The 24,144-nt window shown below is 67.1% G+C and carries 25 protein-coding genes; 11 read left to right on the forward strand and 14 right to left on the reverse strand.

From position 1 onward, the window contains the following. Window positions 1-77 precede the first annotated feature (77 nt). The 3 genes from AC1Q5S_RS08760 to ppa form a co-directional block, all read right to left on the reverse strand. Window positions 78-1,268 (reverse strand): NnrS family protein, encoded by a 1,191-nt coding sequence (locus AC1Q5S_RS08760; protein WP_492238663.1) that lies wholly within the window; start codon window positions 1,266-1,268, stop codon window positions 78-80. 161 nt (window positions 1,269-1,429) lie between these two features. After that, the gene (locus AC1Q5S_RS08765) at window positions 1,430-1,681 is read right to left on the reverse strand and encodes a chemotaxis protein CheW (protein WP_492238664.1); all 252 of its coding nucleotides are present in this window, start codon (window positions 1,679-1,681) and stop codon (window positions 1,430-1,432) included. Between the two features lie 131 nt (window positions 1,682-1,812). Further along, window positions 1,813-2,349, reverse strand: coding sequence for an inorganic diphosphatase (gene ppa / locus AC1Q5S_RS08770; RefSeq protein ID WP_092696525.1), 537 nt, complete (start codon window positions 2,347-2,349; stop codon window positions 1,813-1,815). Window positions 2,350-2,581: 232 nt separating this feature from the next. Here ppa and AC1Q5S_RS08775 point away from each other — a divergent pair, with 232 nt between their 5' ends. The 4 genes from AC1Q5S_RS08775 (at window position 2,582) to AC1Q5S_RS08790 (ending at window position 7,885) form a co-directional block, all read left to right on the forward strand. Continuing rightward, a complete protein-coding gene (locus AC1Q5S_RS08775) occupies window positions 2,582-4,663 on the forward strand; it encodes a sodium-translocating pyrophosphatase (protein ID WP_303836640.1) in 2,082 nt (693 codons plus the stop codon). A 210-nt stretch (window positions 4,664-4,873) separates the two neighbouring features. After that, entirely contained in the window at window positions 4,874-6,307 is a 1,434-nt protein-coding gene (locus tag AC1Q5S_RS08780; RefSeq protein WP_492238665.1) for an aldehyde dehydrogenase family protein, read from the forward strand. Between the two features lie 105 nt (window positions 6,308-6,412). Continuing rightward, window positions 6,413-7,021, forward strand: a complete 609-nt coding sequence (locus tag AC1Q5S_RS08785) for a DUF2889 domain-containing protein (RefSeq protein WP_303836644.1) — start codon at window positions 6,413-6,415, stop codon at window positions 7,019-7,021. Window positions 7,022-7,123: 102 nt separating this feature from the next. Next, window positions 7,124-7,885, forward strand: a complete 762-nt coding sequence (locus AC1Q5S_RS08790) for an SDR family oxidoreductase (RefSeq protein ID WP_303836645.1) — start codon at window positions 7,124-7,126, stop codon at window positions 7,883-7,885. Window positions 7,886-7,934: 49 nt separating this feature from the next. Here AC1Q5S_RS08790 and AC1Q5S_RS08795 read toward each other — a convergent pair whose 3' ends face one another. Continuing rightward, on the reverse strand, window positions 7,935-8,771 hold the full coding sequence (locus tag AC1Q5S_RS08795) for a type IV pili methyl-accepting chemotaxis transducer N-terminal domain-containing protein (RefSeq protein ID WP_303836648.1): 837 nt from the start codon (window positions 8,769-8,771) through the stop codon (window positions 7,935-7,937). A 192-nt stretch (window positions 8,772-8,963) separates the two neighbouring features. Between AC1Q5S_RS08795 and moaA the strand changes: the two genes are divergently transcribed. The 4 genes from moaA to AC1Q5S_RS08815 all read left to right on the forward strand — a co-directional run bounded on the left by moaA (window position 8,964) and on the right by AC1Q5S_RS08815 (window position 12,753). Next, window positions 8,964-10,100 (forward strand): GTP 3',8-cyclase MoaA, encoded by a 1,137-nt coding sequence (gene moaA, locus AC1Q5S_RS08800; RefSeq protein WP_303836649.1) that lies wholly within the window; start codon window positions 8,964-8,966, stop codon window positions 10,098-10,100. Between the two features lie 152 nt (window positions 10,101-10,252). Next, window positions 10,253-10,885, forward strand: a complete 633-nt coding sequence (gene mobA, locus AC1Q5S_RS08805; protein WP_303836651.1) for a molybdenum cofactor guanylyltransferase MobA — start codon at window positions 10,253-10,255, stop codon at window positions 10,883-10,885. Window positions 10,886-10,931: 46 nt separating this feature from the next. After that, window positions 10,932-12,257 (forward strand): molybdopterin molybdotransferase MoeA, encoded by a 1,326-nt coding sequence (gene moeA, locus AC1Q5S_RS08810; RefSeq protein WP_422204175.1) that lies wholly within the window; start codon window positions 10,932-10,934, stop codon window positions 12,255-12,257. Between the two features lie 163 nt (window positions 12,258-12,420). Then, the gene (locus AC1Q5S_RS08815; protein ID WP_303836655.1) at window positions 12,421-12,753 is read left to right on the forward strand and encodes a thioredoxin family protein; all 333 of its coding nucleotides are present in this window, start codon (window positions 12,421-12,423) and stop codon (window positions 12,751-12,753) included. A gap of 25 nt (window positions 12,754-12,778) precedes the next feature. On the opposite strand, the gene AC1Q5S_RS08820 is transcribed toward AC1Q5S_RS08815, so the two are convergent. Then, window positions 12,779-13,978 (reverse strand): MFS transporter, encoded by a 1,200-nt coding sequence (locus tag AC1Q5S_RS08820; protein WP_492238666.1) that lies wholly within the window; start codon window positions 13,976-13,978, stop codon window positions 12,779-12,781. 396 nt (window positions 13,979-14,374) lie between these two features. Here AC1Q5S_RS08820 and AC1Q5S_RS08825 point away from each other — a divergent pair, with 396 nt between their 5' ends. Further along, window positions 14,375-15,001, forward strand: coding sequence for a c-type cytochrome (locus tag AC1Q5S_RS08825; RefSeq protein WP_303836657.1), 627 nt, complete (start codon window positions 14,375-14,377; stop codon window positions 14,999-15,001). 111 nt (window positions 15,002-15,112) lie between these two features. Here the strand turns inward: AC1Q5S_RS08825 and AC1Q5S_RS08830 are convergent, their stop codons facing one another. The 4 genes from AC1Q5S_RS08830 to AC1Q5S_RS08845 all read right to left on the reverse strand — a co-directional run bounded on the left by AC1Q5S_RS08830 (window position 15,113) and on the right by AC1Q5S_RS08845 (window position 18,722). Continuing rightward, entirely contained in the window at window positions 15,113-16,501 is a 1,389-nt protein-coding gene (locus tag AC1Q5S_RS08830; protein ID WP_492238667.1) for a phenylacetate--CoA ligase family protein, read from the reverse strand. Next, window positions 16,498-17,157: a SagB/ThcOx family dehydrogenase gene (locus AC1Q5S_RS08835; RefSeq protein WP_492238668.1), complete on the reverse strand. Its 660-nt coding sequence runs from the start codon at window positions 17,155-17,157 to the stop codon at window positions 16,498-16,500. The genes AC1Q5S_RS08830 and AC1Q5S_RS08835 overlap by 4 nt, the downstream gene beginning before the upstream one ends. Window positions 17,158-17,379: 222 nt before the next feature. Then, on the reverse strand, window positions 17,380-17,829 hold the full coding sequence (rnhA, locus tag AC1Q5S_RS08840) for a ribonuclease HI (protein ID WP_422204170.1): 450 nt from the start codon (window positions 17,827-17,829) through the stop codon (window positions 17,380-17,382). Beyond that, window positions 17,826-18,722, reverse strand: coding sequence for a class I SAM-dependent methyltransferase (locus tag AC1Q5S_RS08845; protein WP_492238669.1), 897 nt, complete (start codon window positions 18,720-18,722; stop codon window positions 17,826-17,828). Before AC1Q5S_RS08845 ends, rnhA begins: the two co-directional genes overlap by 4 nt. Between AC1Q5S_RS08845 and gloB the strand changes: the two genes are divergently transcribed. Together gloB and AC1Q5S_RS08855 are read left to right on the forward strand one after the other, a co-directional pair. After that, window positions 18,721-19,494, forward strand: a complete 774-nt coding sequence (gene gloB / locus AC1Q5S_RS08850) for a hydroxyacylglutathione hydrolase (RefSeq protein ID WP_492238670.1) — start codon at window positions 18,721-18,723, stop codon at window positions 19,492-19,494. The genes AC1Q5S_RS08845 and gloB overlap by 2 nt on opposite strands. Continuing rightward, the gene (locus AC1Q5S_RS08855; protein ID WP_492238671.1) at window positions 19,494-20,996 is read left to right on the forward strand and encodes a transglycosylase SLT domain-containing protein; all 1,503 of its coding nucleotides are present in this window, start codon (window positions 19,494-19,496) and stop codon (window positions 20,994-20,996) included. Before gloB ends, AC1Q5S_RS08855 begins: the two co-directional genes overlap by 1 nt. A gap of 39 nt (window positions 20,997-21,035) precedes the next feature. Here AC1Q5S_RS08855 and AC1Q5S_RS08860 read toward each other — a convergent pair whose 3' ends face one another. The 5 genes from AC1Q5S_RS08860 to AC1Q5S_RS08880 form a co-directional block, all read right to left on the reverse strand. Beyond that, window positions 21,036-21,188: a DUF3096 domain-containing protein gene (locus AC1Q5S_RS08860; protein ID WP_303837722.1), complete on the reverse strand. Its 153-nt coding sequence runs from the start codon at window positions 21,186-21,188 to the stop codon at window positions 21,036-21,038. A 120-nt stretch (window positions 21,189-21,308) separates the two neighbouring features. Next, window positions 21,309-22,358 carry an ABC transporter substrate-binding protein gene (locus AC1Q5S_RS08865; protein WP_492238672.1) on the reverse strand — a complete coding sequence of 350 codons (1,050 nt, stop codon included), beginning with the start codon at window positions 22,356-22,358 and terminating at the stop codon, window positions 21,309-21,311. Between the two features lie 128 nt (window positions 22,359-22,486). Continuing rightward, window positions 22,487-22,909, reverse strand: a complete 423-nt coding sequence (locus AC1Q5S_RS08870) for an MAPEG family protein (RefSeq protein ID WP_303837718.1) — start codon at window positions 22,907-22,909, stop codon at window positions 22,487-22,489. An 81-nt stretch (window positions 22,910-22,990) separates the two neighbouring features. Beyond that, on the reverse strand, window positions 22,991-23,581 hold the full coding sequence (gene recR, locus AC1Q5S_RS08875; protein ID WP_303837716.1) for a recombination mediator RecR: 591 nt from the start codon (window positions 23,579-23,581) through the stop codon (window positions 22,991-22,993). 229 nt (window positions 23,582-23,810) lie between these two features. Next, window positions 23,811-24,143 carry a YbaB/EbfC family nucleoid-associated protein gene (locus AC1Q5S_RS08880; RefSeq protein WP_010457931.1) on the reverse strand — a complete coding sequence of 111 codons (333 nt, stop codon included), beginning with the start codon at window positions 24,141-24,143 and terminating at the stop codon, window positions 23,811-23,813. Window position 24,144 lies beyond the last annotated feature (1 nt).

Genomic DNA, 24,144 nt, shown 5'->3' on the forward strand with positions numbered 1-24,144 from the left:
GTGAAAAAACCAAAGGAACCGCTCTGGCCGGCCGGCACATGCATGCAGGCAGCCAAGGCCTGCATGGCGGGAAAACATCAACCGTCCTTGCCGTCCAGCCGCGTCTGGGTCAGCCAAGGGGTGTACAGGCCCAGATAGACGGCAAAGGCCGTGGCCCAGGCCAGCGCAGCCAGCACCAGTGCGGCGGCATACCACTGCGGTGCAGCCAGCGGCAGCAGGACCCGCAGCACAGCAGCGCCCATCACCAGCCCATAGGCCAGCACCTCCAGTCGGCCGGCCTGCAGCGGCCTGCCGGTATGGCCGCGCGCCGTGCGGGTGATCATCCCGACGATGAGTCCGCCCGTGGCGCCCACGGCAAAGGCATGCACCGCGGCCGACACAGCCACGGCACCCAGTTGCGCCAATGCCAGCAGAACGAACCCCACAGGAATCCATGCGTACGACGCATGCAGGATCCACAAGATAGGGCGATTGCGCGTGATCCATGGTTTCCACCGCCACATGCGCCATCCATGCAACAGCGCTGCCAACCCGGCCAGCACCGCCGTGACCGCACCCACGCCGACAGGAGCACACACCCAGGACGCCAGTGCCAGCGCCGTTACGGTCAGAACCACGAGCTCCAGCGGACGCTGCGCCTGCAGCTTGAGCCCCGGGTTCACACTCATGGTGAACGCTGGCACCACACGCCCCGCCATCACGCACTCGATCATCACGATCAGCGCCAGACCCGCGTACAGCGCCTGTATGGGCGGCAGGTTGAGGACACCCAGCACCGCCAGGTGAAACGCCCCGTTGGCCACGGACAGCAACACCAGCACCCCCATCAGTGGCAGGTTGCGGCGGTTGCGCGCCCGCAGCAGCACCGCAAGCAGAAAGCCTGCCACCACGGGCAGCAAGACGACATCCAGCACGGCATAGATCGCATAGGGCGCCACCACGGCCGCCACCCGGGCGGCAAGCCAGAGCAAGGCCAGCGCCCCCAGCAGCGCGCCGCGCGGAGTGGCCAGGCCGGTCCACGCCTTCACGGCCGTGAGCAGGAACCCGATGATGACGGTTGCGGCAAACCCGAACAGCATTTCATGGGCATGCCACAGCAAGGGAGCGACCGGAAGGTCGAGCACCACCCACCCCAGCAGGGAAGCGATCCACAGTGGCACGGCCAGGCACGCCACCAGGGCTGCGCCCAGATAAAACGGGCGAAAACCCAGCCGCAGCAGGGGCATCCCCTGGAGAGTGGGGGCCGCAGCCGCGCTCGCGGCAGACATGACGGGTGTGGAGAGTGGTTTCATACGGTGATGCCCACTGCGCGGGAGCAACGGCGAGGGTGGGCATTTATAAGATTCATTTTAAATGAATATTAACGCAGTGCACTCACCAACGCAAGCGCCGATGCATGCCATGGAGCCCGTTCTTCGTTCCTTATGGATCAGAAACCGTTCAGCGTGCGCAGGTACTGCGCGACCCACGCCACCAGGTCCATTTCGGCGCTGCTCAGCAAGGACGCGATGCCCACCATGATGGCCATGCGGTCACCCAGCGCGGCGATGCCGGAGACAAAGGCGGAATCCACCGGGCTTGCGAACTGCGGCGCCGGCTTGGCGGCATCGGCCGTGAGGGGCACCACACCAGCCACGGCATCCACCACCGCGCCCAGCACCCCGCCTGGCCGTTGCAGCAACACTCGCCTCGCTGCCCAGTGGCAAAAAAAGCATGCAAACCAGGCGGTTTGCATGCTTTTATTGTGATGGCTGTCAGCGCTTTACGGCAAAGCGCCAGCCCCTATTTCACGGAGAAATCGGTGAACGAACTTCAGGCAGCGCCCTTCTGGAAGCTCGCGATACCGTCGGTGATTTCCTTCTTGGCGGCGTCGATGCCTTCCCAGCCCAGCACCTTGACCCATTTGCCCTTTTCGAGGTCCTTGTAGTGCTCGAAGAAATGGGCAATGGCGTTGCGGCGCATGGCGTTCACGTCGTCGATGGTCTTCCAGTGGTCGTACATGGGCAGGATCTTGGAGGTGGGCACGGCAATCACCTTGCCATCCACACCGGCCTCGTCTTCCATCATCAGGATGCCCAGGGGGCGGCAGGGCACCACCACGCCGGGGTGCAGGGGGTAAGGCGTGATCACCAGCACATCGACCGGGTCGCCGTCGCCCGACAGGGTCTGCGGCACATAGCCGTAGTTGGTGGGGTAGTGCATGGCCGTGGTCATGAAACGGTCCACAAAAATGGCACCCGATTCCTTGTCCACCTCGTACTTGATGGGGTCGGAGTTCATCGGGATCTCGATGACGACGTTGAAGGCATCGGGAACGTTCTTGCCGGGGGGGACGTTGTTGAGGGACATGTCTTGTATGAAAAGTTGATGGACGGCAATCCGCGCAGCATGCCGCGTCGGGATTAACCCTGATTTTAGGCACATGCCCCTTTCTGCCGGCTTGCAAATGGGGGTTTGGCTGTAAATTGACCCTGTTGGCCAATCGACTCCGGTACGCTGGGGCACGAGGAAGCAACGCAGCGGAAGCACGCCGATGCGTTGTGTTTCCTTCCGTGCAAGTGAATCTTTCAAGGAGTGACGAATGGCTGGAAATACAGCGCTGACTGCCCCTCTGATACTGGCGGTGGTGTGTGGATTGATTGCGGTGGCCTATGGCATCTGGGCCCGGGGATGGATTCTTGCCAAAGACCCCGGCAACGCCCGCATGCAGGAAATCGCCGCCGCCATCCAGGCCGGCGCCGCCGCCTACCTGGCCCGCCAGTACAAGACCATTGCCCTCGTCGGCGTGGTGCTGGCCATTCTCATCGGCATCTTCCTGGACGGCACCACGGCCGTGGGCTTCATGGTGGGCGCAGTGCTTTCGGGCGCCTGCGGCTTCATCGGCATGAACGTGTCGGTGCGCGCCAATGTGCGCACGGCACAGGCGGCCACGCAAGGCATTGGCCCGGCGCTGGATGTGGCGTTTCGCGGCGGCGCCATCACCGGCATGCTGGTGGTGGGCCTGGGGCTGCTGGGCGTTACCGGGTTCTACTGGTTTCTGGCGGGCAACGGCAACCTCACGCCCACGGCCAAGCTCTCCGTGCTGCTCAACCCGCTGATCGGCTTTGCCTTTGGCTCGTCGCTGATCTCGATCTTTGCGCGCCTGGGCGGCGGCATCTTCACCAAGGGCGCCGACGTGGGCGCCGACCTGGTGGGCAAGGTGGAGGCCGGCATCCCCGAGGACGACCCGCGCAACCCCGCCGTGATTGCCGACAACGTGGGCGACAACGTGGGCGACTGCGCCGGCATGGCGGCCGACCTCTTCGAGACCTACGCCGTGACGCTGATCGCCACCATGGTGCTGGGCGCGCTGCTGGTGGCCACCGCCCCGGTCAACGCCGTGGTGTACCCGCTGGCGCTGGGCGCCGTGTCCATCGTGGCCAGCATCATCGGCTGCTTCTTCGTGAAGGCATCGCCCGGCATGAAGAACGTGATGCCCGCGCTGTACAAGGGCCTGGCGATTGCGGGCGTGCTGTCGCTCGTCGCGTTCTACTTCGTCACCCTGTGGATCATGCCGGACAACGCCATCACCGCCACCGGCAGCCAGATGAAGCTGTTTGGCGCCTGCGCCACGGGGCTGGTGCTGACGGCCGCGCTGGTGTGGATCACCGAGTTCTACACCGGCACGCAGTACTCGCCCGTGCGGCACATCGCCCAGGCATCGACCACGGGCCACGGCACCAACATCATTGCGGGCCTGGGCGTGTCCATGCGCTCCACCGCCTGGCCGGTGATCTTTGTGTGCCTGGCCATCCTGTCGGCCTACCAGCTTGCGGGCCTGTATGGCATTGCCGTGGCGGCCATGTCCATGCTGAGCATGGCGGGTATCGTGGTGGCGCTCGATGCCTATGGTCCCATCACCGACAACGCGGGCGGCATCGCCGAAATGGCCGAGCTGCCCAGCAGCGTGCGCGACATCACCGACCCCCTGGACGCCGTGGGCAACACCACCAAGGCCGTGACCAAGGGCTACGCCATTGGCTCGGCGGGCCTGGCCGCGCTGGTGCTGTTTGCCGACTACACCCACAAGCTCGAAAGCTATGGCCGGGCCATCAGCTTTGACCTGAGCGATCCGCTCGTGATCATCGGGCTGTTCATCGGCGGGCTCATCCCCTACCTGTTCGGCGCCATGGCGATGGAGGCCGTGGGCCGCGCCGCCGGTGCCGTGGTGGTGGAAGTGCGCCGCCAGTTCAACACCATCCCCGGCATCATGGACGGCACCGGCAAGCCCGAGTACGGCAAGGCCGTGGACATGCTGACCACCGCCGCCATCAAGGAAATGGTGATCCCCAGCCTGCTGCCCGTGGTGGTGCCCATCGTGGTGGGCCTGCTGCTAGGGCCGAAGGCGCTCGGCGGGCTGCTGATGGGCACCATCGTCACCGGCCTCTTCGTGGCGATTTCCATGTGCACCGGCGGCGGCGCCTGGGACAACGCCAAGAAGTACATCGAGGACGGCCACCACGGCGGCAAGGGCAGCGAGGCGCACAAGGCCGCCGTGACCGGCGACACGGTGGGCGACCCCTACAAGGACACCGCCGGCCCCGCCATCAACCCGCTGATCAAGATCATCAACATCGTGGCGCTGCTGATCGTGCCGCTGGTGGTGAAATTCCACGGCGGCTGATTCCAGCCACCGCTCCCCACAGGCTCGCTGCGGCGGGCCTTTTTTGTGCCCGCCAGCGCCGTTTTTCAGACGATCTGCGGCACCGCCAGCGGGTAGCACCCCCCAAAACGCTATTACATCAATAGCTACAAGTGTTTTATATACAAGCGTTAAAGCCATTTTTGACATCACCCCCCGAGGGACACCTGGCTTTTACCGCACAATTTGACCATGCCACTGCACTTCATCGCCAATGCCCCCGTTCCCTCCACCTCTGGCCGCACGATCCCGGTGATCGACCCGTCCGACGGCCAGCCGTTCGACGAGATCCAGCGCGGCACGGCCGAGGACATCGACGCCGCCGTGCGCGCGGCGCAGCAGTGCTACCACGCCGTGTGGCACAAGATGGCACCCGCCGACCGGGGCCGCCTGCTGCACAAGCTCTCGGTCAAAATTCTGGAGCACGCCGACGAGCTGACCGCGCTGGAGCGGCGCGACTGCGGCAAACCCACCCGCCAGGCCCTGGCCGATGCGCTGGCGCTGGCGCGCTACTTCGAGTTCTATGCCGGCGCCTGCGACAAATTGCACGGCGAGACCATTCCCTACACCGATGGCTACAGCGTGCTCACCTGGCGCGAGCCCCATGGCGTGACGGGCCACATCATTCCGTGGAACTACCCCATGCAGATCTTTGGCCGCAGCGTGGGCGGCGCGCTGGCGGCGGGCAATGTGTGCGTGGTCAAGCCGGCCGAAGATGCCTGCCTGAGCCTGATCCGCGTGGCGCAGCTGGCGGCCGAGGTGGGGTTTCCGGCCGGTGCGCTCAACATCGTCACTGGCTACGGCCACGAGGTGGGCGACGCACTGGCGCGCCATCCGGGCATCCAGCACATCAGCTTCACCGGCAGCCCCAAGATCGGCACGCTGATCCAGCAGGTGGCCGCCGAGCGCCACTGCCCCGTGACGCTGGAGCTGGGCGGCAAAAGCCCGCAGATCATCTTTGCCGATGCCGACCTGGACGCCGCCGTGCCCGTGGTCATCAACGCCATCGTGCAGAACGCGGGACAGACCTGCTCGGCCGGCTCGCGCGTGCTGATCGACTCGCTCATCTACGAGCCCCTGCTGGAGCGCCTGGCCCGCGCCTTTGAAGCGCTGCGCGTGGGCCCCGCCGCGATGGACCTGGACGTGGGCCCGCTGATCCGCCAGTCGCAGCAGCAGCGCGTATGGGATTTTCTGTCCGACGCCCAGGTGGCCGGCATCCCCATGGTGGCCCAGGGCCAGATCGTGGACGAGGCGCCCGAAACCGGCTTCTACCAGGCCCCCACGCTGCTGCGCGATGTGCCGGTGGAGCACCGCCTGGCGCAGGAAGAAGTGTTTGGCCCCGTGCTCAGCGCGATGGCCTTCCAGGACGAGGACCATGCGGTGGAACTGGCCAACGCCACGCAGTTTGGCCTGGTGGCCGGCATCTGGACGCGCGACGGCGCCCGCCAGTTCCGCATGGCACGGCGCGTGCACAGCGGCCAGGTGTTCATCAACAATTACGGTGCCGCCGGCGGCGTGGAGCTGCCGTTTGGCGGCGTCAAATCGAGCGGCTACGGCCGCGAAAAGGGCCTGGAGGCGCTGCACGGCTTCACCACGCTCAAGACCGTGGCGATCCGGCACGGCTGATCCAGGCCCGCCTGTCACGCCCGCGCAAGACGGTGCGGCGGTGTGCCGGTAGCATGTGCCCTCGCCCTTCCTCCCTTCCTTTTTGCCCGACGGTTTCTTTTCTCCATGCCCCTGAGCCCCCCTGCCCCTCGCACCGCCCGGCACCAGCGCCGCGTCCATTACCAAGGCTTTGAACGCGACGACGGGCTGTGGGACATCGAAGGCGAGCTGCACGACAGCAAGACCTACGATGCGCCCTCGTTCCGCGAGGCCGGTCTGCGCCGTGCCGGCGAGCCCATCCACCACATGTGGCTGCGCGTCACCGTCAACCGCCAGCTGGTGGTGCAGGCCATCGACGTGGCCATGGACACCCACCCGCTCAAAGACTGCCCCCAGGCCCAGCCCGCGCTGCAATCCATGGTGGGCTGCAGCATGGCGCGCGGCTGGCGCCAGGCCATCCAGAAGAACCTGGGCGGCGTGGCCAGCTGCACCCACCTGCGCGAGCTGCTGTTCAACCTGGCCACGGCGGCATTCCAGTCGGTGCCCGCGGTGTTTGCATCCGCCAGTGCCGACGAACCGCCCCGCCACCTGGGCCAGTGCACCGGCTGGGACTTCAACGGCAATGGTGTGAAGGAATATTTTCCGCAGTTCTACCGCCGCGGCCCGGACGGTCTGGCGGTACCGGTGGACCCGCCCCCCGCGGCCGACGACGCCCGCACCGCGCTGCAGCCCTAGCCCGCGTGGTGGTGGGGGGGGGGATACAGACAAAAGCAGGCGCGAGCGCTTACCCATAAAGCGTAAGCCGCTATCCAATTTATAAAGCAAGGAGACAACACCATGCGCGTGCAGCACAAATCCATCATCGTCACCGGCGCCGGCAATGGCATTGGCGAAGGCATTGCCAAGCGCCTGGCCGCTGAAGGCGGCAAGGTCATCGTCAACGACATCAACCAAGCCGGTGGCCAGCGCGTGGTGGCCGAGATCATCGCGGCGGGCGGCACGGCGGCCTTCTTCCAGGCCGACGTGACGCAATCGGCCGAGGTCAAGGCCCTGGTCGACGAAGCCATGCGCCTGCATGGCCGGCTGGACGTGGTGGTGAACAACGCCGGCTGGACGCACCGCAACCGCCCCATGCTGGAAGTGAGCGAGGACGAGTTCGACAAGGTCTATGCCATCAACGTCAAGAGCATCTACCTCTCGGCCATCCACGCCGTGCCCGCAATGCGGCTGGGCGGCGGCGGCAGTTTCATCAACATTGCCTCCACGGCGGGCCTGCGCCCCCGTCCGGGCCTGACCTGGTACAACGGCTCCAAGGGCGCCGTCATCACCACCAGCAAGTCGATGGCCGCCGAGCTGGGCCCCGACAACATCCGCGTGAACTGCATCAACCCCGTGTTCAATCCCGACACGGGCCTGGCCGCCGAGTTTGCGGGCGGCCCGGTGGACGAAGCACGCCGCGCCAAGTTTCTGACCACCATTCCGCTGGGCCGCTTTTCCACGGCGCTCGATGTGGCCAACGCCGCGCTGTACCTGGCCAGCGACGAGGCCGCCTTCATCAGCGGCGTGTGCATCGAGGTGGATGGGGCGCGCTGCGTGTAGCGGCACACCACAGCCCCCACCCCGGACGGCGCTGCCGGCAAGCCCCTGGCTACAGCACCTCGCGGAAGGCGGCTTCGTACAGGCCGGTGAGCCGGTCCATCACGCTCAGCAGGCGTTCGCTGGTGGTGGCCACCGCGCTCAGCCCCTGCTCGTCGGCGGGCCGGCGCAGGGCCGCCTCAAAAAACACCCACTGCGGGGCCGCCAGTTCCAGCTCGCCACGAATGGCGGGCGTGGAGACCGGTGCGGCCATCAGGGTCTGCATGGCCTGCCGGAAATCGGCGGCGTCTGCCGCCAGTTGCGCGTGCACCAGCTTGGTGTCCGCCTTGGCGGCCACCAGAAAATAGTTCTTGGCTAGGCGCTGCGACAGCATGCGCTGGCGCCCGGCCAGGTTCACCAGCCGCACACTGGCCACCCGTGCCATCTTTTCGATGGACTCGGTCACCGCCTGGGCCACCAGCAACGTACGGTCGGACTGCTCGGACACCGCCGCCACGGCCGCCCGCGACGTGGGCGCCGCTGTCAACTGGTCGAGCAGTGCAAACTGCTTTTGCACCTCGTCCAGCTGCCGCGCCACTTCGGCGGGCCACTGGCCCGACTGCAGCCCGCGCGCCAGCTCGCCAGATCCCTGCTGCACCCTTTTGCGCGCATGGCCCAGCACGTCCCTGGCAGCCTCGGGCAGCACCTGCAAATACTGCTGGCAATACGCCTTGGCCATGCGCTGCGACAGTGCCCTAAACCATCCCGCATGGTTGATGGCCCCCGACAGTGCCATTTGCGCCTGGGCCCCACCGGCCCAGGTGGGCAGCAGGATGCCTGCCGCCACCCACTGCACGGCCACCCGGCGCTGGCAGGGAAGCGCTTGCGCAATCGACCTCGCATTCGTCATGTCATTTCCTTGAAACTTTGTGTGCAGCGATTGTTGTGACGCACCACCTGCGACCCCTGCGCCATGTCAAGCAACTGCCATTCGCCGGACATTGGCGGGATGAACCCGCGTTGACCCGCTCCATTGACCTCCGTCAACCTCGCCAGCAGGGGCATGCCATCAATTGCGGGGCCGATACGGCAGAATCACCCCATGTCTGAACGTGTGATTCCTCTGGTGGACCAACGCATCGCCGCCCTGGCGGCCAGGGTGCCCGCGCAGGCCGCCGCCCCCACCGGCCTGCTGACCGACACCCGGGGCCGTCCGCTGCGCGACCTGCGCATCAGCGTGACCGACCGCTGCAACTTCCGCTGCAACTACTGCATGCCCAAGGAAGTGTTCGACAAGGACCATGCCTACCTGCCGCACAACGCGCTGCTGAGCTTTGAGGAGATCACGCGGCTGGCGCGGCTGTTTCTGGCCCACGGTGTGCGCAAGATCCGCCTGACCGGGGGCGAGCCCCTGCTGCGCAAGAACCTCGAAGAACTGGTGGCCCAGCTGGCCCGGCTGCGCACGGTGGACGGCACCGCGCCCGACCTCACGCTCACCACCAACGGCTCGCTGCTGGCCCGCAAGGCGCGGGCCCTCAAGGATGCGGGACTGAACCGCGTGACCGTGAGCCTCGACGGCCTGGACGACGCGGTGTTCCGCCGCATGAACGATGTGGATTTTCCGGTGGCCGATGTGCTGGCCGGCATCGAGGCGGCGCACGCGGCGGGGCTGTCGCAGATCAAGGTGAACATGGTGGTCAAGCGCGGCACCAATGACCACGAAATCCTGCCCATGGCGCGCCACTTTCGCGGCACGGGCACCACGCTGCGCTTCATCGAATACATGGACGTGGGCGCCACCAACGGCTGGCGCATGGACGAGGTGCTGCCGTCCGCCGAACTGATCGGGCGCCTGCGCGCAGAGTTGCCGCTGGTGCAGCTCAGCCCCACCAGCCCCGGCGAAACCGCCGAGCGCTGGGGCTACGCCAACGCTGCAGGCCAGCACGACCCGACCCTGGGCGAAGTGGGCGTGATCAGCAGCGTGACCCAGGCCTTCTGCGGCGACTGCAACCGCGCGCGCCTCTCCACCGAAGGCCGGCTGTACCTGTGCCTTTTTGCCACCCAGGGCTACGACCTGCGCAGCCTGCTGCGCGGCGGCGCCAGCGACGAGGCCATTGCATCGGCCATCGCGCCCATCTGGCAGCAGCGCACCGACCGGTATTCGGAGCTGCGCAGCAGCCTGCCGGCCGACACCACGCAGGGCGCGCGCCGGGTGGAGATGAGCTACATCGGCGGATGAGATGAAACCATCCCCGGAGCGACTTCGCCGCTTCCCCCCACTCTCTTGCGCTGCGCGCGGGCAGGGAGACACAGCCCTCGCTGCGGGGCGGCCCTTGCTGGGTTGCCCTGGCCTGGGCCGCGCTCACTGAATCGGCAACGACCATCAAAGACATGATTGAAACGAAAGACATCACCGGCCTCGTGCTGGCCGGCGGTCGCGGCTCCCGCATGGGCGGCGTCGACAAGGGCCTGCAGAATTTTCGCGGCCTGCCGCTGGCACTGCACACGCTGATGCGCCTGCAGATGCAGGTGGGGGCCACCATGGTCAATGCCAACCGCAACCTGGCCGCCTACGAGGCCTTTGGCGCACCCGTATGGCCCGACGTGATTGCCGACTATGCCGGCCCGCTGGCGGGCTTTCTGACCGGGCTGGAGCGCTGCGAAACCCCGTGGCTGCTCACCGTGCCCTGCGACACCCCGCTGTTTCCCCTGGACCTGGCCGCGCGGCTGGCGGCCGCTGCGGACGCCCAAGGTGCCGACATCGCCATGGCCGCCGCCCCCGAGGACGATGGCGCGGGCGGCACCGCCGTGCGCACCCAGCCCGTGTTCTGCCTGCTGCGTGTGGATCTGCTCGAAAGCCTGGTCGCCTTCACCCAGGCCGGTGGCCGCAAGATCGACGCCTGGACCGTGCAGCACCCGCATGTGGTGGTGTCCTTCGACCAGCCGGGCGACAACCCGCTGGCCTTCTTCAACGCCAACACGCTGGACGAGCTGCACCGCCTTGAAAGCGCCGGTATTCCCTGACCGGGTGCGCCTGTTGCACCCCCTCCCGCTCCGCGCGAACGCCCCCATGAAAACCATTGCACAGATTGCCGCCGAACTGCAGGGCTACGACCCCCAGGCACTCAGCGCCGACCAGGTGTCGGCCTTTCTGGAACGGCTGGTGCAGCCGGTCACGGCCACCGAAGAGATCGGCATTTTTGACGCCCTGGGTCGTGTGCTGGCGCGCGACGTGGTCTCGCCCCTGAGCGTGCCGCCCCACGACAACTCGGCCATGGACGGCTACGCCTTTGCCGGCGCGCAACTGGTGGCGGGCCAGCCGCTCACGCTGCGCGTGGTGGGCACGGCGCTGGCGGGCAAGGCCTGGACCGGCACCGTGGGCGCGGGCGAATGCCTGAAGATCATGACCGGTGCCATCATGCCCCCGGGCCTGGACACCGTGGTGCCGCAGGAGTTCACCACCGCCGCCGATGGCGGCCACATCACCATTGCCGCCAACGTGCTGCACCTGGGCGACAACCGCCGATTCAAGGGCGAAGACCTCATGGAAGGCGGCGTGGCGCTATCCAAAGGAGCGCTGCTGGCGCCTGCCGCGCTGGGGCTGGTGGCCAGTCTGGGGCTGAAAACCGTGGCGGTGTACCGCCGCCTGCGCGTGGCCTATTTTTCCACCGGCGACGAAATTCTGAGCCTGGGCGAGCCGCCCCGCGAAGGCGCGGTGTACGACAGCAACCGCTACACCGTGTTCGGCCTGCTCACGCGGCTGGGCGTGGAGGTGATCGACCTGGGCGTGGTGCGCGACACCCCTGCCCTGCTGGAGGCCGCCTTCCGCGATGCCGCGCAGCGGGCCGACGCCATCATCACCAGTGGCGGCGTGAGCGTGGGCGAGGCCGACCACACGCGCACCATGATGCAGCAGCTCGGTGACGTGGCCTTCTGGCGCATCGCCATGCGCCCCGGCCGGCCCATGGCCGTGGGGCGCATTGCCAGCGCAGCTGCAGCAAGCGCTGGCGGCTATCCAAAAGATCCTGGCCAAGCCGCAACCGGTGCCGTTCTTTTCGGCCTGCCCGGCAACCCCGTGGCGGTCATGGTGACCTTTCTGGCCTTTGTGCGCCCCGCACTGCTGCGCATGATGGGCAGCACCCGCCCGGCCCCGCCGCTGCTGCGCGCCGTGAGCACCGAGGCCATCCGCAAGAAGCCCGGCCGCACCGAATACCAGCGTGGCACCGTCACCACCGCTGCCGACGGCACGCTGCAGGTCTGCACCACGGGCAACCAGGGCTCGGGCGTGCTCAGCTCCATGGTGCAGGCCAACGGCCTGATCGTGCTGCACCACGGCCAGGGCAACGTGGCGCCCGGCGATGCCGTCGATGTGATGGTGTTTGACGGGGTCATTTAGCCCCCTGTGTCGCTTCGCACTTTCCCCAAGGGGGACAACGCCCTCGCTGCGGGGCGGCCCTTGCGCTGGCGTCCCTGGCCGGCGAGGCGCCCGTTGCATGCCGAGCGGGCGATGCGCAGCACAATGGATACCTCTTTGCATTCCAGTTGAAATCTTCGCACCCATGCCCTACATTGCCCAACACCTCGCACAGGCCCCCACCCGCGCCGACGTGGACAGCCTGCCCGGCACCACCGTGCTCGAATTCGGCACCCCCTGGTGCGGCCACTGCCAGCGCGCCCAGCCCCTCATTGAGCAGGCCCTGCGCGACCGGGCGGATGTGGCCCACATCAAGGTGGAAGACGGCCCCGGCCAGCGCCTGGGCCGCAGCTTTGGCGTGAAGCTCTGGCCCACCCTGGTGCTGCTGCGCGATGGGCAGGAAGTGGCACGCGTGGTGCGGCCGCAAGACGCCAGCGCCATGGCAACCTTGCTGCCCGGCACACCTTCGCCGGGCTGAGCCCAGGGTCTGCGCGCTCCAGCGATCAGGCCTGCTCGATCACCGGGGTGCGCTGGGCCAGCCAGGCCAGCGCGCTGGTCAGCGCTGCCATCGCCCCGCAGAAAACCACGATGGCCACCCGCAGGCCCAGGTGGTCCGACAGCCAGCCCACGCCCAGAATGGGCACGATGGTGCCCAGATAGCCCACCACCAGGTAGGTGGACAGCAGCCCGGACCGGTTCTCGGGGCCCGCCACCTTGTTCACGATGGCAATGCCTGCCAGGTTCACCAGGCCATGGCCCGCGGCGGTGCTGAGCACGCTCAGCACGAACAGCAGCGGCAGGTTGGTGTAGGTGGTGGCAATCAGCAGCAGATTGCAGGCTGCCAGCAGCCCCAGCCCGGCGATGGCGCAGGTCTTGGTGTGCACCGGCCGCGCCAGCCACTGAAATCCGGCCGAGAGAAACAGGATCATGGCAATCGACAGGCCACTCACGGCCGGCCCGTGCCAGGGCACCATGTGCGCCATGAAGCTCGGTGCCAGCGACGCATACAGGCCAAAGATGCCGAAGGTGCTGAACGCCCCCAGGCTGGCAATCAGGAACGGGCGCCGCAGGGCGGGCTGCGGCAGGGTGACGCGCGGCAGCCAGTCGTGCAAGGCCAAAGGCTGCGGTACCGCGGCCGCACCCGGGGAAGCCCGTTGCACCTGGTACAGGGCATAGATGGCCAGCACCCCCAGCACCACGCTGGGCGCATAGGCCGTCACCAGCGGCAGCGGCACCCACTGCGCCATCAGGCCGCCCACCAGCGGCCCCAGGCCAAAGCCCAGCGCCATGGCAAAACTGGTCATGGCCGAGGCGCGCATCACGTTGCGGCTGCGGTTGAGCTGCGTGAGGCCGATCGAGGCCGAGGTGGTGATCATTCCCGAGGCGATGCCGATCAGCACACGACTGACCACGAACGACGCCACGCTCCAGGCCAGCGCCGACAGCAGCACACCGGCTGTGACCAGCACCAGGCCATGGCGCAGCACAGGCAGAAAACCGAACCGGTCGCTGAGCCGCCCCAGGAACAGCAGGCTGGCCAGCGCCCCGAACATGTAGGCCACATAGATGCCCGTGATGTGGCTGGGCTGCAGGCCCCAGTGGGCCTGGTACAGCGGGTACAGCGGGCTGGCCAGGGCGGTGCCCATGACACCCACGCACATGGCAAAACAGACCCAGGCAAATGGAGGCCAATGGCGTTGCATAAACGGTAGGCAGACCGGCCGCGAGAGGGCCGTGTTGGCGAAAAAAACGGACGGGGGAAAACGGCAAAAGCCGCATGCGACCCAGGGGCGCACACGGCTTTCTCAGGCTCCAGGGTTGCATCCGATGGGGTGCAAGGCAGCCACAACGGGGCATTCCCGGGCGGTCATTTTACGAAGAACACCCCCAGCGCGCCTGCGCCGCAGGCCCCGCCCCTGCCGGCAGGCGTGCCATTGCGCACCCCGGGCGCCGCCTGCACCCCCTCCCCTGCCCAACGCACACTCCTTGATCCAACCCCGCCTGCGCGTGCGAACGGTGGCGAATCCCGGGCCTAGAATGACCTTTTCAATGAAGTGGTTACCACCATGCTCCAGCGCACAGCTCTGACGATCGGATTGATGGCCGCACTCCTGGTCCCGCCCGCGGTGGCCCAGCAAGCCAAGGCACGCGCCACCGCCAACGTGGATCTGGACGCCCGCTTCAAAGAAGCGCAAACCAGTGCACCGCTGGCCGATCACCTCTACCAGGTGGGCCGCAAGGTGGCCGCCGTGTGCGCCCATTGCCATGGCGAAGGCGGCACCAGCACCAAGCCGTCCATTCCCAACCTGGCCGGCCAGAACCCGGCCTATCTGCTGGAGCAGATGCGGCAGTTTGCCGATGGCCGCCGGCGCAACGAATTCATGGAAGGCATGATCCGCGCCATGAACAGCGACGAAAAAATCGGCATGGTGCTGTTCTATGCAGCGCAGCCAGTGGCCCACCAGACCACCGCCAACCCCGCACTGACCGCCAAGGGACAGGCCTATTTCGAGAAAACCTGCTTTCGCTGCCATGGCGCCGCAGGCCGGGGGAACGAGCAGATTGCCCGCATCGCCGGGCAGCAGCCCGACTACCTGCGCATGACCCTGCACCGCTACCGCGAAGGCACGGGGGAGCGCGCCAGTTCCATCATGACCCCCAACACCAAGCGGATGTCGGATGCCGACATCGAAGCGGTGGTGGCCTATGTGTCGTCCATGCCCTGAACGCGGTGCCGGGCATGGCAGCACGCACGCCGAAGATGCCTGGAATCCAATACAAATCAGGTTTTTTGGCTGATGCAACAAGCGAAAGAAGCTATTGATCAAATAGCAGACTCAGGCACAACAAGCCATGATGCGGCAGACCTTGCCACTGCGCCCGCGGGGCACCGGCAGGCCCAGCTCTTGCAGCACCCGCAGCCGCGGCAGGCCCTGGACCCTGGCAAAGGCCTTGAGCGCCTGGCAGCCGCGTGCCATGGCCGCCTGCCCGGCCTCGCCCGCCACGGGCAGGCGCAGCACCAGCGTGTGCGCGTCCTGCTGGCGCAGGTAGAAATCAAACACGCCCGCGTCGTCCTCCAGCACCGTGGACAAGGCCAGCGGCAACAGCGTTACCGACCTCCCGCCCGGCCCTGCCATGTGCAACAGGTCGTCGTGGCGCCCCCGCACCACCATCACCGGCAAGGGCGAACCACAGCCGCAGCGCCCGGCCTGCAGCGTCACCTGGTCGCCCAGGTCGTAGCGGATGAGGGGCTGAACGGTATTGGCCAGATTGGTCAGCAGCACGCCGCAGGCGGCATGGCCCGCCGGCACGGGGCGGTGGTGCTCGTCGACGGGCTCCAGGATCACCCAGTCGGCGTTCAGGTGCATCTGGCCGTGGGCGCACTCCCAGCCCATGGAGAGGAACTCCGAGGCGCCATAGCTGTTGCGCACCACGGCGCCCAGCGCCCGTTCGATGTGCGCGCGCACGGCGGGGCTCAGCGTTTCACCGCCGGTCCAGACCTCGTGCGGCGCGATGCGCAAGGCACCACGGCCTGCCTCGTCGGCCAGCAGCGTGGCCGCGGTGGGGTAGGTGGCCAGCACCGTGGGCGCAAAGTCATTCAGGGCGGCCACCAGCTCGGGCGTGGACTCCTGGATGGAAAAACTGCGGATGCGCCCCGCCAGCCACGGGTTGAGGGCACGCAGCCGCTGCACCGAGACATAGCTGGCGAAATGCCCGCTGGTCGCCCCCACGAAGGCAATGCGCTCGGACAGGCACAGCGGGTCCAGCCAGCGCAGCAGGGGGCGCGGCGTGCTGCGGCGCAGCGCCTCCAGCGCGTCGTACACGGCCATGGCCTGCGCGTCCTGCACAAAGACGCCCGGCTGGCCGCTGGTGCCCGAGCTTTCCCACACCATGTAGCGGCCCTGCCAGGGCGCGGCGATGCGCGACGGGTCGGCGGTGAAGGCGCGCAGCGCATGGAGCGTGAGGCACGGATCGGTCACCCAGTCGTCAAAGCGCTCCATCAGCTGGCGGCGTGTGACCACCGGCAAATCCTGCAGCGGCGTGCGGGCCGAAGTGCCTGCGGGCAGCAGCTCGCGGTAAAGGCGCGAGCCCTTGAGCGCGGCCTCCAGCAGCCGCGCCAGCCGCGCCTGCTGGCGCCGCGCCAGGCCCTGCACCGAATCGCGGTTGGCCGCCATCACCTCCAGCGACACCGCCGACAGGCCCAGCGGGTCGAACACGGTGCTCATGGCGGCGCCGCCCCGGCCGGCCAACCCACGGTTTGGGCCAGCAGCACCTGCTGGTTGGTGCCCAGGCCCATGGCCTGCGCCAGCGCGGTGCGGTCCAGCCAGGCACGGATGACGGTAGCCAGCCCGGTGGATGCGGCCTGCAGATAGACGTTCTGCGCCATCGCACCCGCTGCGGCTGCGGCGTAGGTGCTGCGTTGTTCGGCCGGCACCAGCTTCATGCGCGCATGGTCGGCCACATAGACGAGGTCGAGCGGCGCGCTGTCCACAAAGTCCTGGTAGCCCGTGAAGCGCCGCACATCGGCGACCACCGTGCGCTGCAGTGCGTGGGCCAGGGGATCGTAGAGGTACAGGCCTTCGGGCAGGGCCACGTACAGGTCCACCTCCTGCGCGTTCATGGCACTCGGCGCCGTGCGCCCGCCGCTGTCGTGCCGGTTGACGCCCGCCGCAGCCCACAGCAGGTCCGACAGCACCGGCATTGGCAGCGCCACGGGATCGAATTCGCGCTGCGACTGCCGCCGGGCCAGCGCCTGCATGAGCGGCATGCCGCCGTCGCACCGCGGCGGTGGCAAGGCCAGCACCGGGCGGCCATCGCCCGTGGGGGGCTCGGGGCGCAGCTGCCCCATCAGCCCCAGCGCCATCTTGGTCAGCGGGTTCACGCTCACTCCTGTGCAGAGTTCCACCGGCCGCCATCAGACCACAGCGCCGCGCCGCTGCCTACTGGCAAGGCACAGGCCGGTGCCCGCCGGCAGAGCGCTCACCCACCAGGATTCAGTGTAAAAACACCTGATGCGCCTTATTCATAATCGTTTTAAGCTACCAATAAAGTAGCAATCAACACGAAACAGGCAGCGCATACCCGCCAGATCTGGTCGAGAACTTCAGCGCCGCCCCAAGGCCTGTTCCACGCCGCGGTTGGCCAGGGCATCGGCCCGCTCGTTGCCCGGATCGCCCGAATGCCCCCGCACCCAGCGCCAGTCGATGCGGTGGCCGGACCCGGTGACCAGCGCATCCAGGCGCTGCCACAGCTCGACGTTTTTCACCGGCTGCCTGGCGGCGGTGCGCCAGCCGCGCGCCTTCCAGCCGTGGATCCATTCGGTGATGCCCTTGCGCACATATTCGCTGTCGAGGTACAGCGTCACCGCGCAAGGCCGCTTGAGCGCAGACAGCGCCTCGATGACGGCCAGCAGTTCCATGCGGTTGTTGGTGGTGCCGAGCTCGCCGCCAAACAGCTCTTTTTCAGTGGCACCGGAGCGCAGCAAAACGCCCCAGCCGCCGGGGCCCGGATTGCCCTTGCAGGCACCATCGGTGTAGATCTCGATCTGATTCAAACTTTTTTCCTGTGGGTGCGGTCTGTGGCGCCCGGTGCCCTGGTGGGCACCAGGCTGGTGCGGTGCGACGGTTTCTGGCTGGCACCGCGGTGGGCCACCGGCACCGACGCGGCAGCGCGCTGCGGTGCGGTGCGCCAGGCGGGTTCGAGCAGGCGCATGCCATGCACGCGCTTGACGGCTACCAGAAAGTACGCGGCCCCGAGTATCGGCCACCATTGATCGCCCAGGCGGTCCATCCAGGCAAATCTTTCCAGCCAGTGGCTGCTGCGCACGGCCGGCCGGTAGCAGCCAAAACGCGCCGATTCGACCTCGAAATTGAGCAACCGCAACCAGTCGCGCAGCCGCCGGTAGCCAATGAACTCGCCCGCATCCGGCAGGTACAGGCGGCCCCGCCCCAGGCGCTGGTACAGGCGCGCGCGGTATTGGCGCAAGGCCCACAGGCTGACCGGATTGAGCCCGCTGATCACCACCCGTCCCTCGGGTACCAGCACCCGCTCCACCTCGCGCAGCGCGGCATGCGGGTCCACGCTCTGCTCCAGCGTGTGCGGCAGCACGATGAGGTCCAGGCTGTTGTCCGCAAACGGCAGCGCCACCGGGTCGGCCAGCAGGGCCAGCAGGCGCAGGGGGTCTGGCACGGGCGCGGCGCCAGCGGGCGACGGGCTCGCGGCGCGGGTGCCCGGCAGCAGGGCCATGCCCTCTTCGCCGAGGGCCAGCCACTGGTGCGGCATGCGGTTGGCGCGCAGGCCGTCGAGCATCGGAATGCCGATCTGCAGGCCGTGGTAGCCAAAGATGTCCACCACCGCCTCATCGAAGCGCTCCTGCTCCCACGCCAGCAGGTAACGGCCGGGGGGGGAGTCGAACCAGTGGTGCAAACTTATAATTTGATCGCTCATGAACCTGCTACCGCTGCCCGCCTTTACCGACAACTACATCTGGATGCTGCACAACGGCCGCCAGGCCATCGTGGTGGACCCCGGTGACGCTGCGCCCGTGCTGCAGGCGCTGCAGGCCCAGGGGCTGCAACTGCAGGCCATTCTAGTCACGCACCACCACGCCGACCATGTGGGCGGCGTGGATGCCTTGCGCGCCGCCACCGGTGCCCAGGTGTTCGGCCCGGCGCGCGAGCGCATCCCCGAGCCGCTGGTGCACCTGGCGCAGGGCGACAGCGTGGATCTGCTGGGCCTGCGGTTTTCGGTGCTCGATGTTCCAGGCCATACGGCTGGCCACATCGCCTATTACTGCCCCGACATGGAGGGCACGCCCCTGCTGTTTTGCGGGGACACCCTTTTCTCGGGCGGCTGCGGGCGCCTTTTTGAAGGCACACCCGCGCAGATGCTGGCATCGCTCGACCAGCTGGCCGCCCTGCCGGGCAACACGCTGGTGTGCTGTACCCATGAGTACACGTTGTCCAACCTGAAATTTGCGCGTGCCGTGGAACCCGGCAACGCCGCCTTGCTCCACTACAGCAGCCATTGCACGGCCTTGCGGGCGCAAAACCAGCCCACGCTGCCATCACGCATGGCACTGGAACGCGACATCAACCCCTTTCTGCGCGTACGCGAAGCCGCCGTCGCCGCAGCCGCCCAGGGCTTTGACGCCCGGGTCCCACAACACGACGCCGTGGCGGTATTTGCCGCCCTGCGCCAATGGAAAAACGACTTCTGATGAAAATTCTGCGCTTCGCCTGCCTTGCAGGACTGCTGTGGCTCACCGGCTGCGCCACCACCGGCACCCCCTCCAACAACCAGTTCGCCACCGATTCGCCCGCGGGCACCGCCAGCCACACCCCCGTCATCCCCAATGGGCCGCTGAGCCCGATCACGGCCGGCCGCGCCGCCAGCAGCGAAGTGGCCTCGCTGTTCACACCCGCCGACCTGTGGGAACGCATTCGCCGCGGTTTTGCCATGCCCGACCTGCAGCACGAACTGGTGCAGGACCGCGAGCAGTGGTATGCAAGCCGCCCCGACTACATGCAGCGCATGACCGAGCGCTCTAGCAAATACCTGTTCCACATTGTCGAAGAGCTCGAACGCCGGGGCATGCCCACCGAGCTGGCGCTGCTGCCCTATATCGAAAGTGCCTTCAACCCGCAGGCCGTCTCCAGCGCCAAGGCCGCTGGCATGTGGCAGTTCATGCCGGCCACGGGCAACTATTTCGATCTCAAGCAGAACGCCTTTCGCGATGACCGCCGCGACGTGCTGGCATCCACCCGCGCCGCGCTCGACTACCTGCAAAAACTGTACGGCATGTTTGGCGACTGGCACCTGGCCCTGGCCGCTTACAACTGGGGTGAAGGCAGCGTGGGCCGCGCCATTGCCCGCAACCAGAAAGCCGGACTGGGCACGCGCTACACCGATCTGAACATGCCTGCCGAAACGCGGCTGTATGTGCCCAAGCTGCAGGCCGTCAAAAACATCGTGGCCAACCCCGAGGCCTTTCGCACCGAACTTCCACTGATCGAAAACCACCCCTATTTCCAGACGGTGGACATCCTCCACGACATCGACGTGGCGATGGTGGCCCAGCTGGCCGGGGTGCGCGAAGCGGATTTTCGCGCGCTGAACCCCTCGTTTCACCGTCCGACCATTTTTGCCGCAGGCACCCCCCAGATCCTGCTGCCCTGGGACAACGCGCGGGTCTTCCAGCGCAACCTGGACGCCAAAAACCAGGGGCAATACGCCAGCTGGACGGTGTGGTCCGTGCCCACCACCATGAGCGTGGCCGATGCCGCCCAGCGTACCGGCATGAACGAAAACGACCTGCGCAGCCTCAACAACATTCCGCCGCGCATGCTGATCAAGGCCGGATCGGCGCTGATGGTGCCGCGCACCGCCACCACCCGCCAGGATGTTTCGGCCCACCTCGCAGACAATGGCCAGCTGGCCCTCACGCCTGAAATCGTGACCCGCCGCACCACCGTGCGCGCCAGCAAGCGTGACACCGTGCGCAGCATGGCACAGCGCTACCGCGTCAGCGCCGACAACGTGGCCGACTGGAACGATGTGAAGATCGGCGCAGCCTTCAAGGCCGGCCAGCAGGTGGTGATGTTCCTGCCGGTGCGCATGAGCAAAGGGGCATCGGCAAGCCGCTCAGCCAGTCGCACATCAGGAAGCAAGGCACCAGCCCCCACACGCAAGGGCGGCAAGCCCTCCAAGAAACGCCGCTGAGCACGCGAGCACAGCACCGTGCTGCTGTCCCGTGGGCGCTTACAAACGCAGGGTGTGCATGCCCAGCAAGCCCAGCGCGCCGATCACGATCAGGTAAAGCGCCACGATGGTGCTCAGCAGGCGCGGCATGACCAGGATGAGGATGCCCGCGATCAGGGAAACGAGCGGGCCAATGCTGAGGCTCAGCGACATGAGGAGGGTCCTTTGAACAGCGGGAGAAAGAGTGGCGAACACCGGGCACAGCCCCGTTGGGCCGGCATTCTCCCCCACTGCGCAGGCCATCAGCGCCTTCGCCCCGCCAGGGCACACCTCTCACACACCGAATTTCTGCCGCGCCTTTCGGGTCAGGTCATCGGTGAAGGTGCGTGCCAGGCTGGCCCGTGTGCCCGACATGCCGGGATAGGACTGTGCAAGCGCCCGCAAGGCGGTTGCCGGCCCGTCCTCGGGCATGAGCCCATTGGGGGAAAACGTCTCGCGCACCCGGTTGAACGCCGCCAGATAGACCGCCCTGTCACCCAGCAGGTAACTGGCAGGCACGGCCTTGACCAGATCGGCCGGCGCTGCCGTCTGCAGCCACTTGAGCGCATGCACGATGCCATTGACCAGCGCCTGTGCCACCACGGGCTCCTGGTGCAGGAATGACTGGGGCGCAACCAGGCAACTGGCGGGCATGGCGCCGCCAAACACCTCCTGCGTGGCCTGGAGCGTGCGCAGGTCACCGACAAGGCGCACCTCGCCCCTTTGCTCGAGCAGCGCCATGATGGGGTCGACATGGCACAGCGCATGGATACGGCCCGTGCGCAGCGCCGCCAGGGCCGTAGCCCCCGTTCCCACGCCCACGAAGGAGACGGTGTGCACATCCACGCCCGCGCGGGCCAGCAGCACGCTCGCCATCACCTGGGTGGAGGAGCCCAGGGTCGAAACGCCGATCCGTCGCCCGCGCAGATCGGCTGGCCCGCGATAGCCCCGCACCGCCCGCAGCGACACGCCCAGCGCCTGCTGCGGCGCCCGCCCCTGCACCACGAAAGCGCGGTAATCGTGGCCCCGACTCTGCTGGCGCAGGGTGTGTTCATAGGCACCCGAGCAGACCTGGGCCACGCCGTCCTGCACCGCCCGCAAGGCCAGGGCACCACCGGGGTAGTCGAGCACCGTGACATCCAGTCCTTCGGCCTGAAAAAAACCCAGCCGGTCCGCGATGGTCAGGGGCAGGTGGTACAGCATGGCCTGCCCACCCACCGCGATGGTGACGCGCCGCGCCGCGGCGCCGGGCGCATACGCCCAGGCGCCAGACGTGCATGCCGCGACTGCCGACAGGGCAGACAGGGCGCCAAAGGCACGGCGGCTGAGAGGAGGAAGGGGCATGGAAAAAAAGCGGAAAAGCAGGAAATTGCTGCAACGCAACAATCTTGCCGCAGCCGTTGCATGGGCGCATCAGGGTCTTCCCCTGAGCGCTTCTACGTATTGCTGCGCAGGCAGCAGCCTGCACCGTTTCAGCGGTAGCCGATGAAGAAAATGGCGATGTTCACCAGGAACGCCGCACCCCACACCGCGCTGCGGGCCCTAGGCATGTCCGAGACATACATCAGGATGTAGAAAACGCGCAGCATGATGAACAGGAAAGCGAGGATGTCGAGCAGGGTCTGCGCCGCACCCAGCTGGTGCGCAATGACGACCGCTCCGATGAAGAATGGCAGCGCCTCGAAACTGTTGGCCTGCGCCGCGTTCGCGCGGGCCTGCCAGTCAGACTGGCGGGCCATCCAGGCGCGCGGGTCATGGTTGTCGTAGCCCCCTTCGCGGCGCGGCTTGCCCAGGCCACCGCTCTTGGCCAGCCACGCACACACCAGGGGCAGCAGCACGGCCATGAAAACACACCAGTAGGCCACCGTGAAACGCGCCACATGCAAGGAATTCATTTTGTCCCTAAACGGATCTAGCGCAGCACCGAAAACCGCTGTCCGCTATTAAATCGGGAGTATTCTAGCGACGAAAAGAGGCTAGCGACGGTCCACCAGCGCATGCGCGATGGTGCCCAGGTCCACATACTCCAGCTCGCTGCCCACGGGTACGCCCCGCGCCAGCCGCGTGACATGCAGGCCCCGGCTTTTGAGCGCCTCGCTGATCACATGGGCCGTGGCCTCGCCCTCGGCATTGAAATTGGTGGCCAGGATCACCTCCTGCACCACGCCGTTGGAGGCCCGCTCCATGAGCTTGTGCAGGCCAATCTCCTGGGGACCGATGCCGTCAAGCGGGCTGAGCCGCCCCATCAGCACAAAGTAAAGCCCCTTGAACGCCCCCGTGCGCTCCAGCGCCGACTGATCGGCGGGCGTCTCGACCACGCACAGCCGCGTGGCGTCGCGCTCCGGGTCCAGGCAGGTGCCGCACACCTCGGCCTCGGTGAAGGTGTGGCACAGCGTGCAGTGGTGCACCGACCCCACGGCCTCCTCCAGCGCCCGCGACAGCGCCAGCGCCCCCTGCCGGTCATGCTGCAGCAAATGAAACGCCATGCGCTGCGCAGACTTCACCCCCACCCCCGGCAGCCGGCGCAGCGCCTGGATCAAAACTTCGAGGGAGTTGGTGGAGGACATGGGAGACAAGGATGCGGGTGATGGTGTGGGGGGGCTGAGCCAGGCTTCGACAAGCTCAGCCCGAACGGCACAGTGAGAGAACTATTGCCCCCTTCACCCCGCTCTCAAGGGCGTAGCGAGCGCCTGCCAGGCTAGGCGGACGGAGCACAGCAACCGGAACGTACTTCCTGTACGTGAGGATTGCGAGCACCGCCCAACGACGCATGGCTGGCGCGCAGTAGCCAGAGCCTCAGAAAGGGAATTTCATGCCGCCGGGGAGGCCGGGCATGCCTTGCGTGAGCTTGCCCATCTTCTCCGCCGATGTCTCCTCGGCCTTGCGCACGGCCGCATTGAACGCTGCCGCCACCAGATCTTCCAGCATGTCCTTGTCTTCGGCCAGCAGGCTGGGGTCGATGGTGATGCGCTTGACGTCGTGCTTGCAGGTCATCAGCACCTTGACCAGGCCCGCGCCCGACTCGCCTTCCACTTCGATGAAAGCCAGCTCATCCTGGGCCTTCTTGAGGTTGTCCTGCATGGCCTGGGCTTGCTTCATGAGGCCGGCGAGTTGTCCCTTGTTGAACATG

This window comes from Acidovorax sp. GW835-FHT14B10, assembly GCF_058793725.1.